The sequence below is a fragment of the Allocoleopsis sp. genome (genome assembly GCF_036703385.1).
Taxonomy (GTDB): Bacteria; Cyanobacteriota; Cyanobacteriia; order Cyanobacteriales; family Coleofasciculaceae; genus Allocoleopsis.
Window position 1 is genome coordinate 1 of record NZ_DATNPA010000501.1, and the last position, 11,336, is coordinate 11,336.

The window sequence follows — 11,336 nt, forward strand, 5'->3', positions numbered from 1 at the left end:
AGAATTGCGATTACGCTTTCGGCGGATGGGGTTTTGTCATTAGATCAGCGTGTTGAGGCAGTGGATCAAGCGATCGCATTTGCCAAATCTGCCCAAGAATTTCTCGCACAGTACAACGAAGACACGGACAACCTGAAAACCCAAATCATCCTAGCGCGAGAGTGGCTCAAAGAAGTTAACATCACCCACGACCAAATTGCCTATCTCGTTAACGAAGCCATTCGAGGCGGCGTCCAAGGACATCGGGCGGAACTGTTCGCCCTAAGAGTTGCTAAGGTTGCGGCGGCTTTAGATGGGCGGCAGAATGTAATTGCAGACGATTTGCGCCGTGCGGTGGAATTGGTGATTGTGCCTCGCGCTACCCAAATCCAGACGCCACCCGAAGAACAACAACCCCCACCGCCTCCCCCACCTCCTCAAGATAATTCTCAACAAGAGCAGGAAGAGCAGGAGGAGAAAGAAGAAGAGGAAGACGAAGAACAGGAGCAAGAACCCCCTAGCATCCCGGAAGAGTTTGTTTTTGACCCAGAAGGCGTGCTGCTCGACCCTAGTGTGCTGTATTTTGCACAAATGGCACAGCGTCAGGGTAAGTCGGGGAGTCGTAGCATCATCTTCTCCGATGATCGGGGGCGTTATGTGAAGCCCATGTTGCCGAAAGGGAAGGTGCGACGAATTGCAGTGGATGCAACGCTGAGAGCAGCTGCTCCTTATCAGAAGGCAAGGCGGCAACGTCAGCCGGGACGCAAGGTGATTGTGGAATCAGGAGATATTCGCTCGAAGCGGTTAGCGAGAAAAGCAGGAGCACTGGTGGTATTTGTCGTGGATGCTTCGGGTTCGATGGCGCTGAATCGGATGCAGTCTGCGAAGGGTGCGGTGATGCAGTTACTAACAGAAGCGTACCAAAACCGAGATCAGGTATCGCTGATTCCCTTCCGGGGAGAACAGGCAGAGGTGTTGTTACCCCCAACTCGGTCCATCGCCTTGGCACGGGGACGTTTGGAGCGATTACCTTGTGGTGGCGGTTCCCCCTTGGCGCATGGTTTGACTCAGGCGGTAAGAGTGGGGATGAATGCCAAGATGTCTGGGGATATCGGGCAAGTGGTCATTGTGGCAATCACCGATGGACGAGGGAATATTCCCCTCGCTCGTTCCTTGGGTGAACCAATGGTAGAAGGGGAAAAGCCGGATATTAAGGCAGAATTGTTGGATATTGCGGCGCGAATTCGAGCGCTAGGGATTCAACTGTTGGTGATTGATACGGAAAATAAGTTTGTTTCAACGGGTTTTGCCAAGGAATTGGCGAAAAACGCGGGAGGGAAGTACTACCACTTACCGAAGGCAACGGATCGAGCAATTGCAGCAATGGCAAAAGGTGCGATCGCAGATATGAAGTCTCGGTAGCAGCGCTATCATTCATATGTTGCACCCGTTCACTCACCCTCAGCATTTGTAGAACGGATAGTATGAGGGAAATAGAGGAGCGATCGCTCTATGCCCAAACGAAAAATATTGCACGAAGAGCGAGACTACACGTTTCGTTCCTACTTCGAGTTAGCTGAAGACCCAGATGAGATTTTGGCGGAGTTTGACTATACACTCGTCATAGCGGAACTCTCTCTACCTCAAACGACTAAGGATTTAGGTTGGTTGACAGGGCTGAAGCAAAAAATTAGAAGGATTTTACCATTTGTCAGGCTAAACAATGAGACAGCTAGAAGAGAAACCTTAGTATCTCCAATCCTGCTAGAAATTGTCGATTATTGCCAATGTCAACTGCGAATTGAGTATCCCCTTAAAGTTAGTAATTGGTTGAAAGGAAATTTAGATTATCTCTTGCGTTCAAAAAATGACTTACTAGTAATAGAAGCTAAAAATGATGACCTCACCAGAGGGTTTACTCAATTAGCAGTGGAATTAATTGCTTTGTCACAGGTTGAAGAGCCAAATATTTTTTATGGAGCTGTGACGATGGGAGATGTGTGGCGTTTTGGTAGACTTGAGCGCAGCAAAAAGGAAATTGTTCAAGATATCAATCTTTTCAAGATACCAGACGATTTAGAGAATTTAGCCAGCGTACTGGTGGGCATTCTTGAAGATGTAGAAGGGTAGAGCAGTTGCGATCGCATATATCAAGTCTCAGTAAAATTAAGCATTCGCAGCAGCACTTTGCGTTCTGCACAAATTCATAAGAGCTTGCCAACGCTTATCCCAAATTTGCTGCAAAAAGGGAATAAATGCATCAGGGTATTGATTTTTGTGCTTTTGCTCATCCTGTTCAATGGTTCGCCACAAGTTGCACAGTTGCTGCAAGGTGGAGCAATTTTGAATCTGACAAGCAACGGCATTTTGCCATTCTTGTAGCTGGCGGTAACTGATGAATCGCCCTCCTTTGTTGCGGCGATGGACAAAAAGGACGTATTCCCAGCACTCGACACGTACAATTAGTTGCTTGGGAATTCTCAGGAATCGGGCAATGCTACTTATGGTTATGCGGAATTTCTTTGAGGGTTGAATGCGCTGGAATAGGGCAGTCATGGTTAATGCACTCCGTTCTATACCGACCTGAAGTGCGATCGCCTTTAGTGCAATTGGTCACAGATGGGCGATCGCATTTTGTTTTTAGTGGCTGCCTACGGGCATATCGAAGACAATCTCAAACTCTGCCACCGGTATCCATCGCTTCAAGAAGCGTAAATGATCTTGTGCATCTTGCCGATTGTAAAAACGCGCCACTGTGTAACACTGAGCTTTCGGTAAGAGTCGCACGATTGCCCAAGGACGAGGAGTGTCCTCGCTGAACTGGATTTGTTGGTAAGCCATGACGTATCCTTGTGATTGTGAAATATATATAGATTCAGCGGTTGCCATTTCAGGTTGCCGCTTTTTTTGTTTCCGGAAAGCGTTTACTGCATGATAAATTGCATCAACGCTTTTTATGCATATAATATAGTATGAATTGGGCATTATTCGCAAGATTTTGTATGCTATTTAGAGAATTTGCATGAATCAAAATAATGCCCAAAGAGAGTCCCAAGACTTACGAGGAACTCAAGAGCAAGCGCATGACCGTAGCTATGACTCCGACAGGATATCGGGGACTCAATGAGCTAGCTCAATCGAGGGGAGTAAGTCTCTCCGAGTTGATGGAGAGGATCGGAAGAGGACTCATTGAGATCGACAAGGAAGGGCCAAGACTGGGGGAATTGTACGCCAACTGATAGCACAGCAGCGAGATCAGTTGGCATATCACGAAGGGCAAATTGAGCAGATCGAGCAGGGATTGAGGGAGCTTGAAGCGCTGCTTGAGCAGTTACAGGAAGAACCTGAAGCGGAAGAGTCAATGCTGCGTGACGAATGAGGTTGAGGTTTTGGGTAGTGCGATCGCATATATCAAGGCTCGGTGGTATAAGGCGCGATCGCTCTCTCAGCATTATCCTCATTTTACCGCTACGGCACCTGCCACACCTTAACAGTTCTGTCGTAACCCCCACTAACGAGAGTCTTTCCATCAGGACTGAAAGCGACTGACTGAACATAGGAGTCATGCCCAAAAAGCGTGGCGATTTCTAGTCCAGTTTGCAAGTCCCATAGTTTAATAGTTTTGTCATCGCTTCCACTGGCGAGAATTTGACCATCAGGGCTAAACGCCACTGCTATTACCCTGTTAGTGTGACCAGTAAGGTAACGGATTGGCTGTCCAGTATGCCAGTCCCACAGTACTATTTTATGGTCTTCACTACCACTAGCCAGAGTTTGACCATCTGGACTGAAGGCGACAGAACGAATACACTCTTGATGTCCTTCTAAAGAGCGGATTTTTTCTCCAGTTCTCCAGTCCCATAGTTTGATGGTTTTGTCACAACCTCCACTGGCAATAATCTCACCATCTGGACTAAAAGCAAGAGACTTAACATAGTTTGATTGCTTGTTTAGGGTGCGGAGTTCTTCTCCAGATTGCCAGTTCCAAAGTTTAATAGTTTTGTCATGACCACCACTAGCAAGGATTTGAGCGTTTGGGCTGAAAGCCACCGCAATAACTTGTTCTGAATGTTTCATGGATTGAGTCTGGATTTCTTCGCCAGTTTTCACATTCCAGACTCTAACGCTTCTATTACTACTTCCAGCGGCAATAGTTTTACCATTTGAATTAAAGGCTACTGATTGAATCCAGTTGTATAGAACCCCTGTTGAAGGCTGATAGAGAGTTTTGATTTCTTTCCCATCCTTAATGCTCCATAATTTGATAGTTCCGTCATCGCTACCACTGGCAATAATCTCACCATCAGGACTGAAAGCTACTGAATGAATCCCCCCTTCATACCATGAATGACCTGTAAGGTTGTAAATGAGCAAGGCTCGACTGTAATCATTACTTGCTTCCTCAGTTTTTCCAAGTATATCGTAGGCGATTCCTCGGTTATAATAAGCTTCACGGTAGTTGGAGTCGCGATTAATTGCTTGATTAAACTCTTTAATTGCTTGCTGTTCTTCTCCTAGATTTAAGTAAGCAAGCCCCCGTTTGTAGTAAGCATCTGCGTAGTAATAATTAGCTTCTTTGGTTTGACTATTAATAACTTCATCAAAATCTTCAATAGCTTTTTCATATTCGCCCAATTCTCCCCTAATAGAACCACGCCTGAGGAATGCTGAAAGATAATCGTCAGCCGTTAGAGCTAATGCTTCATTCAAATCTTTAATAGCTTTTTCATAATCTTTCTGCCCGATGTAGATAGTGGATCTCCCTAAATAAGCATCGTAAAAGTCGGGATTACGCTCTATTGCCAAATTGAAGTCATCAAGTGCTTTACGATAATCGCCAAGTTTAATATAGACAGCTCCTCGTCCCAGTAAGGGTTCAACGTATCTGTCCGAATCTTCAGCAAACTTAGGCTTTACAACCATTGCTTTGGTGTAATCAGCGATCGCTCTTTGCTGCTCTCCTAACTCTGAGTAGGCACGCCCTCGACTAACATACGCTTCTGCAAAGTTACCATTCTTACTCAAAGCATCACTGTAATGCTTGACAGCGCCTTTATAATCTCCTTTTTCTTGAGCAGCTTTGACTCCTAACTTATAAGCTTCTAAGGCCGGAGATGGAGAAGATTTTTCACCAATATTAACTTGGATGAAATTACTTTCCTGAATTTCAAAAAAGAAATCTATCCTACCAATCAAAGACAGAGTTGGTGAAAAAGCAAAAGTAGGGGCAAGAGTGGGGGCAAAAACACCTGTTGGTGAAAAAGCAAAAGTAGGGATAAGGGAAGCATTAAAAGAAATATCAGGTAAAAAAGAACTCACAGGAACAAAAAAGCTTCCAGCGTTTCGTAAAAACCTAAGTGTACTTTTAACTCTAGATGGTGACAAAATTTTATTAACAGGAAGAGCCTCAGCTACTCCACTGGTTGTTAGAGCCATGCCAGGGATGGCAACTCCTGTGATGCTGAGAAGCAAAGCTAGCAAAAGGGAAATTGCTAGCTTGTATAGTCTCTGGGTTCTATTTACCGAAAGCGTTTTAAGCTTTTGGATGAAGTCAGATTGTAGTGATCGCCGCAGGGTAGTCCAGTCCATATCCGGTTCAATAGATGGGTTATGACTACCTTTATCAATTTGACTCAGTAGAAAGCATCCGGGTTAATACGGAATTTTCTCAATGAGACAAACAAGCAGATTTCAGCCTTTGGATAAAGTCAGCCTGTTGCGATAGGTTGCATACAAGGCTGTGCAACAACTATTGAAGCAGTTCGCTCAGTAACGTAGAGTGAGCGTCCCACTTAGGATTAAACAGGACAGTGAACCAATCTCAAACGTGAGATAGCTAACGCTCCTAGGTGAGGTAAGCAGACACGCGATAGCGAAGCGGTGCTGCGACGAAACGCAGATCGCATAATTTAACGTCTGCTACACTGCGCGATCGCACACTCCATCGCCTTTTCTAAAGGTAGACTCGCAGGATATACTGCTAGCGCCACGATAGAGTTCAATGGCTCAATACACTCATGCCCAAGAAGATTCGAGAACTCAAGGCTCTACTACTGAAAGCTGGGTTTAGTTATCGTTCTGCCAAAGGTAGCCATACCAGATGGTTTCATCCCTTGCTACCTGGTGAGCCAATTACTATTGCAGGCAAGGATGGCGATGATGCCAAACTGTATATAGAGAGAGAAGTCACTAAGAAGCTTGAGAAATTGAAGGCACTAGAAGAAGAGGAGCCAGAAGAATGAATTTACATTATATGGTTGTGATTCAATGGTCGGATGAAGATAACTGTTATCTAGTTCACTTACCTGATTTTCCATCTCAGCAGTTCCATACTCACGGCGATACTTACGAAGAAGCTTTAAAGAATGCTCAAGAGGTATTAGAGCTTTTAGTTGAGGAATATCAGCAAGACGGTAAACCCCTCCCAGAACCTAAAACCCTAGATCAGCTAACGTTTTTGGGTGAGGCAAGTAAACAAGCGATCGCATAATTTAACGTCTGCTACACTGCGCGATCGCACACTCCATCTTAGCCCCCCTTAAAAAGGGGGGCTGGGGGGATCGACTCTTCAATTTGCCGACAAACCCCTCCCAATCCTGCAACACCTCATCATTAGTAAATCGCAACACCTTTAGCCCATAAGCTTCTATGTTAAAAAGTTTTTAAATAAACTCTCATTGCTAAACCATAACGCTACAGTTAATGTTTAGGCTTGATAACTAACAACCATAACAAAAAATAAATTTTGAATAAATATTATGCTTAAAGACGCTCAAGGACTGGAAGTAACGACAGATTCACCGGAAGCGATCGCAGCCATAAATCGTTTCATTGACCAGATACTCAGCATGGGCAACAACCCAGAGGTCATCTTCAAAGCCGTTGAGGCAGACACCACAAGCGTTATCGCCAACGCTTATGCTGCTACCCTTCATATGTTGGCGGAAACAGCAGATGGCCCCACTCAAGCTGCCCCTTATCTCAAGAGGGCGTATGAATATTGCGATAGCGCTAACGAACGCGAACAACTTTACCTGCATAGTATAAATGCTTGGGTAAAGGGAGACATTGACCAAGCCATTGCCTACCAGGAAGAAATTGCTAATAAATATCCCCCTGACCTTCTCAATGTCCAGCTTGGACAGAAACATTACCTAGACTTGGGCAATAAGCAGGGACTGCTGCAAATTGTAGAAAAAGTCCTACCTGCTAATCGCGATAATCATTACATTTATGGAATGCTTGCTTTCGGTTTAGAAGAGAATCAGCGTTATCAAGAAGCTGAAGCCGCCGGACGTAAAGCCAATGAAATGAACCGATGTCATCCTTGGGCGCACCATGCCATTGCTCATGTCCTATATAGCCAAGGGAGACTTGATGAAGGCATTGCATGGACGGAATCTGTATGTGATGTATGGGAAAACTCTAGCTTCTACACCCATAACTGGTGGCATACAGCGCTTTACTACGTTGATAAAGAAGATTTCATAAAAGTGCTGGAATTGTATGACACCCGTATTTGGGGCACAACTGCAAATAAAAAGACTGCACTCGACTTAATTAATGCCATTTCCTTGCTAATTCAGTTAGAAATGGCAGGGGTAGATGTCAGTTATTTCCATGAAGATAGCGATGCCGCTGATGCACCAGGCAAATCAATTGCTTCACGGTGGGAGGAAGTTGCCAATTCTGTTACCGGACACATCCACGAACATATTCTGGGTTTGTATGATTTGCACTACATCTATGCACTGGCACGAGTTGGTCGAGATGAATGGGTAGAGCAGATGCTCAAGAGTCTTCAATCTTATGCACAGACAGCTAAACCCTGCGTTCAGAAAGCCTGGAGTGAAGTAATACTTCCTGCCGCGCAAGGGATGGTGGCTTATGCCAAAGGAGAATGGGCAACAGCTGCGGCGTTTTTTAAGTTAGCTTTACCACGATTACATGCAGTAGGTGGTAGCGATGCCCAACGGGATTTATTTGAGCAAATCTATCTCGATTGTCTCATCCGCACTAAGGAGAATGAGCAGGCGCGTCAGTTGCTGGAAAAACGTGCTGCTGTTCGTGATCATGTTCCATCAATTCAGCGTGAATTAGCCAGAATTTCCAGTCACTAAGTTAAATATTTTTTACTTCGGATTAGCTGTGGGCAAACAACCGTCCCTGTATTCCATAGCTAACTAAACCCGCATATTCGTAGAACACCATGAGAGTTTTTTTCCTGGGCGCTAAATCGGGTGGTAGTGGACTGGTATGGGGGATAACGTTAAATCCGAAATGGCGAAAGGTGAGTAGCGATCGCAACATGTGAGGGGCGTCAGTTATGAGTAAAATTTTTCTAACTCCTTGGGATTGTAGTACTGTTGCTGTCAATTCAGCGTTTTCCTTCGTCGTGCGAGAACAATCTTCGTGAGCTAGCGCTTGATTCGGAATTCCTTTTGCTCTGAGTAGCTCAATCATTTGAGAAGCGTCTCCGGCACCACTGGCAAAAATCAAGGGTGCTCGATGCGCTTGCCAAAGTTCAGCCGCCACATCTACTCTAGTTTCTCTCCATTGATCGCCACGTCCTAACACCACAATGGCATCAACTGTTTCACCCGAATCTTTGGGAACAAAAGCAACCAATCCTTTACTAGCTAAAGCCACGGTTAATGAGGAAGTAGCTGTGAAGTAAACCAGCAATAAAATAATTCCTAAACCCATTAGCAGACGCTTCCAGCGTAGGCGTGGAATCAGCCAAGGTAGTCCTACTATGATTGCCAGTGGCAGTAATATTAGAGTTGGTGCCATGAACCACTGAAAAATCAAATTCTTCAAGGCAAGCCAGTGAGTCATGGAGTGATCACACCAAGCAGAGTTAAGCATCAGATTTCACTGTTCATCATAAGTGTACACTCACCGCAATGTTAGGCTAGGTTCCGTTCCTAGTCGTCAAGTTGAAAATAAGAGGGAAAGGGAGTGAAAGATATTCCTAACGATAGTTGTAGACACAAGTTTGTCGAATTTCTTGCATAAGAGGATACATACAAGAGATAGATACTACAGCCACCCAACCCAAATTGACGGTTACATTGTTATATTCCATGAATGTCTCGTCCAATCCGGTATATGAATATCAAGTTGGTGGAAGTTTGCCAATTGACGCCCCTAGTTATGTCATGCGACAGGCAGACTGGGATTTATATAACGGACTCAAAGCTGGGAAATTTTGTTATGTCCTCAACTCCCGGCAGATGGGGAAATCGAGTTTGCGGGTACGCACGATGCAGCGCCTTAAAGCAGAGGGTGTGGCTTGTGCGGCGATTGATATTACGGCGATTGGTGCCTCGGATATTACTCCAGAACAATGGTATGCCGGAGTGATTGATAGCATCATGAGCAGCTTGGGGCTTTATGAAATCTTTGATTTAGAAGAATGGTGGGTACGCCACAGTAAGCTATCTATCGTCAATCGCTTTAGTAAGTTTATTGAAGAAATTTTACTTCCATTCATTCATGAAAATATTGTGATTTTCGTGGATGAAATTGACAGTATTCTTAGTTTAGATTTCAACATTGATGACTTTTTTTCCATTATCCGCGACTGCTATAACAAGCGGGCAGATCATCCAGAATACCGACGGCTAGTGTTTGCTCTCATTGGGGTAGCGACGCCTTCAGATTTAATTACCGATAAGCGACGAACACCGTTTAATATTGGTCGGGCGATTGAAATGACTGGCTTTCAACTCCACGAAGCAAGAGCCTTAGGAGTCGGGTTAGCGAAAAAAACCAGCAATCCCCAAGCCTTGTTGCAAGCCGTGTTGGACTGGACAGGAGGGCAGCCGTTTCTGACGCAGAAGGTGTGCCAGCTTATCCTGAGTGCTGAGGATGAGATTCCATCAGGACGTGAGCCAGAGTGGGTGGAGGAGTTACTGCTTCTTCAGATGATTAATTATTGGGAAACCACGGATGAGCCAGAGCATTTGAAGACAATACGCGATCGCCTTCTCAGTAACGAACAACGTGCAGGTCGCTTGTTGGGATTGTATCAACAAATCTTGACCTCCCCTACCCAAGAGGGAGAGATGGGTAGATGGGGAGATAGGGAGATTTCTCAAATCCCAAATTGTCTGGGAATACTGGCTGATGATAGTCCCGAACAAATGGAGTTGCGACTGACGGGATTAGTCGTCAAACGGGAGGGGAAACTCACCGTTTATAACCGAATCTACGAGTCCGTTTTCTCTCAAACATGGATTAATAAAGAATTAGCTAATCTTCGACCCTACTCCGAGTCGATCACCGCGTGGCTGGCCTCTAATTGTCAGGATAAATCCCGATTATTGCGCGGAAAAGCCTTGCAGGAAGCAATCGATTGGAGAGTGGGAAAAAACTTAAGTTATCAGGATGTGCAATTTTTAGATGCCAGCCGAGAATTAGAAAAACAGGAATTCCAACGGGCTTTAGAGGCCGCACAAAAGGCGAATCAAGTCTTAGAACTAGCACAAAAGAAAGCCCAACGACGAATTTACCTGGGTTCCGCTATATTGGCTTTATCCTTAATTGGCGCAACAGTGGCAGGGGTATGGGCAAGCAATGCCCTGAGCGTTACCCATCGAGTTACAAAAATAGAGCAGGCTGGGGCTACGGCTTTCCAACAGTTTGAACTTGCGCCAATCGATGCTCTATTGTCAGCGATGCAAAGTGGACAAGACTTAAAAACCTTAATCAAGAATGATCTCCCTCTGGAAAACTATCCAACCGTCAGCCCACTGTTGGCTTTACAGTATATTCTGGATAACATCCGTCAACATAATCAAATTAATACCTATCAGAAAGGAGTCAACAGTGTAATTTTTACCCAAGATGGTCAGCAATTGGCGATCGCTGGAAAAGATGGCACTGTAAAGTTGTGGGATTTGAACAGACAGCAATTAAAAAAGCTGTTGAATGCTCATCATGGCAGTGTCAATAGTGTTCGTTTTAGCCCCGATGACAAGCTTTTGGCTACAGCTTCTAGGGATGGTACGGCAAAATTGTGGGATATCAATGGTAACCTCTTGGCAGAATTTAAGGGTCATCAGGGGGGTGTAAATAATATTCGTTTTAGCCCCGATGGTCAGCGCTTGGCTACCTCTGGAAAGGATGGCACCGTAAGGCTGTGGGATTTGTTAGGACGACAATTGCTAAAAATAGCTGCTCATCGGGACAGTATCAACAGCATTAACTTTAGCCCGGATGGCCAACTGTTGGTGACAGCGTCTGAGGATGGCACGATCAAACTGTGGAATCTTGATGGACAGCTGTCAGCAGAATTTCGGGGTAATCACGGCAGTGTGATCAGTATCTTTTTTAGTCCAGATGGTCAGCAA

General features: G+C 45.0%; 12 protein-coding genes. 8 read left to right on the top strand and 4 right to left on the bottom strand.

Annotated elements, in window-relative coordinates:
• Positions 1–1,401, top strand: a 1,401-nt coding sequence (gene bchD, locus V6C93_RS24445; RefSeq protein ID WP_333479278.1) for a magnesium chelatase ATPase subunit D, incomplete at its 5' end; no start/stop codon positions are given.
• Positions 1,402–1,491: 90 nt separating this feature from the next.
• Positions 1,492–2,109, top strand: coding sequence for a hypothetical protein (locus tag V6C93_RS24450; RefSeq protein ID WP_333479279.1), 618 nt, complete (start codon positions 1,492–1,494; stop codon positions 2,107–2,109).
• 36 nt (positions 2,110–2,145) lie between these two features.
• Here V6C93_RS24450 and V6C93_RS24455 read toward each other — a convergent pair whose 3' ends face one another.
• The gene (locus V6C93_RS24455) at positions 2,146–2,535 is read right to left on the bottom strand and encodes a hypothetical protein (protein ID WP_333479280.1); all 390 of its coding nucleotides are present in this window, start codon (positions 2,533–2,535) and stop codon (positions 2,146–2,148) included.
• A gap of 84 nt (positions 2,536–2,619) precedes the next feature.
• Positions 2,620–2,820, bottom strand: coding sequence for a hypothetical protein (locus V6C93_RS24460; RefSeq protein WP_333479281.1), 201 nt, complete (start codon positions 2,818–2,820; stop codon positions 2,620–2,622).
• Positions 2,821–3,347: 527 nt separating this feature from the next.
• Between V6C93_RS24460 and V6C93_RS24465 the strand changes: the two genes are divergently transcribed.
• Positions 3,348–3,470, top strand: a complete 123-nt coding sequence (locus tag V6C93_RS24465; RefSeq protein WP_333479282.1) for a hypothetical protein — start codon at positions 3,348–3,350, stop codon at positions 3,468–3,470.
• Here V6C93_RS24465 and V6C93_RS24470 read toward each other — a convergent pair.
• A complete protein-coding gene (locus V6C93_RS24470) occupies positions 3,448–5,175 on the bottom strand; it encodes a tetratricopeptide repeat protein (RefSeq protein WP_333479283.1) in 1,728 nt (575 codons plus the stop codon). The genes V6C93_RS24465 and V6C93_RS24470 overlap by 23 nt on opposite strands.
• A gap of 37 nt (positions 5,176–5,212) precedes the next feature.
• Here V6C93_RS24470 and V6C93_RS24475 point away from each other — a divergent pair, with 37 nt between their 5' ends.
• From V6C93_RS24475 to V6C93_RS24490, 4 genes are all read left to right on the top strand, one after another.
• Positions 5,213–5,593, top strand: a complete 381-nt coding sequence (locus V6C93_RS24475) for a hypothetical protein (RefSeq protein WP_333479284.1) — start codon at positions 5,213–5,215, stop codon at positions 5,591–5,593.
• A gap of 403 nt (positions 5,594–5,996) precedes the next feature.
• On the top strand, positions 5,997–6,221 hold the full coding sequence (locus V6C93_RS24480; protein ID WP_333479285.1) for a type II toxin-antitoxin system HicA family toxin: 225 nt from the start codon (positions 5,997–5,999) through the stop codon (positions 6,219–6,221).
• Entirely contained in the window at positions 6,218–6,469 is a 252-nt protein-coding gene (locus V6C93_RS24485) for a type II toxin-antitoxin system HicB family antitoxin (protein WP_333479286.1), read from the top strand. The genes V6C93_RS24480 and V6C93_RS24485 overlap by 4 nt, the downstream gene beginning before the upstream one ends.
• Before the next feature lie 268 nt (positions 6,470–6,737).
• Positions 6,738–8,099, top strand: coding sequence for a tetratricopeptide repeat protein (locus V6C93_RS24490; protein WP_333479287.1), 1,362 nt, complete (start codon positions 6,738–6,740; stop codon positions 8,097–8,099).
• A gap of 22 nt (positions 8,100–8,121) precedes the next feature.
• On the opposite strand, the gene V6C93_RS24495 is transcribed toward V6C93_RS24490, so the two are convergent.
• A complete protein-coding gene (locus V6C93_RS24495) occupies positions 8,122–8,817 on the bottom strand; it encodes a YdcF family protein (RefSeq protein ID WP_333479288.1) in 696 nt (231 codons plus the stop codon).
• Positions 8,818–9,065: 248 nt separating this feature from the next.
• On the opposite strand from V6C93_RS24495, the gene V6C93_RS24500 reads away from it, so the two are divergent.
• Positions 9,066–11,336, top strand: a 2,271-nt coding sequence (locus V6C93_RS24500; RefSeq protein ID WP_333479289.1) for an AAA-like domain-containing protein, incomplete at its 3' end; no start/stop codon positions are given.

Bases quoted from the DNA above. Each gene is read 5' to 3' on its own strand.
- V6C93_RS24450 (WP_333479279.1), top strand. From the start codon at position 1,492: ATGCCCAAACGAAAAATATTGCACGAAGAGCGAGACTACACGTTTCGT.
- V6C93_RS24455 (WP_333479280.1), bottom strand. From the start codon at position 2,535: ATGACTGCCCTATTCCAGCGCATTCAACCCTCAAAGAAATTCCGCATA.
- V6C93_RS24460 (WP_333479281.1), bottom strand. From the start codon at position 2,820: ATGGCTTACCAACAAATCCAGTTCAGCGAGGACACTCCTCGTCCTTGG.
- V6C93_RS24480 (WP_333479285.1), top strand. From the start codon at position 5,997: ATGCCCAAGAAGATTCGAGAACTCAAGGCTCTACTACTGAAAGCTGGG.
- V6C93_RS24485 (WP_333479286.1), top strand. From the start codon at position 6,218: ATGAATTTACATTATATGGTTGTGATTCAATGGTCGGATGAAGATAAC.
- V6C93_RS24490 (WP_333479287.1), top strand. From the start codon at position 6,738: ATGCTTAAAGACGCTCAAGGACTGGAAGTAACGACAGATTCACCGGAA.
- V6C93_RS24495 (WP_333479288.1), bottom strand. From the start codon at position 8,817: ATGACTCACTGGCTTGCCTTGAAGAATTTGATTTTTCAGTGGTTCATG.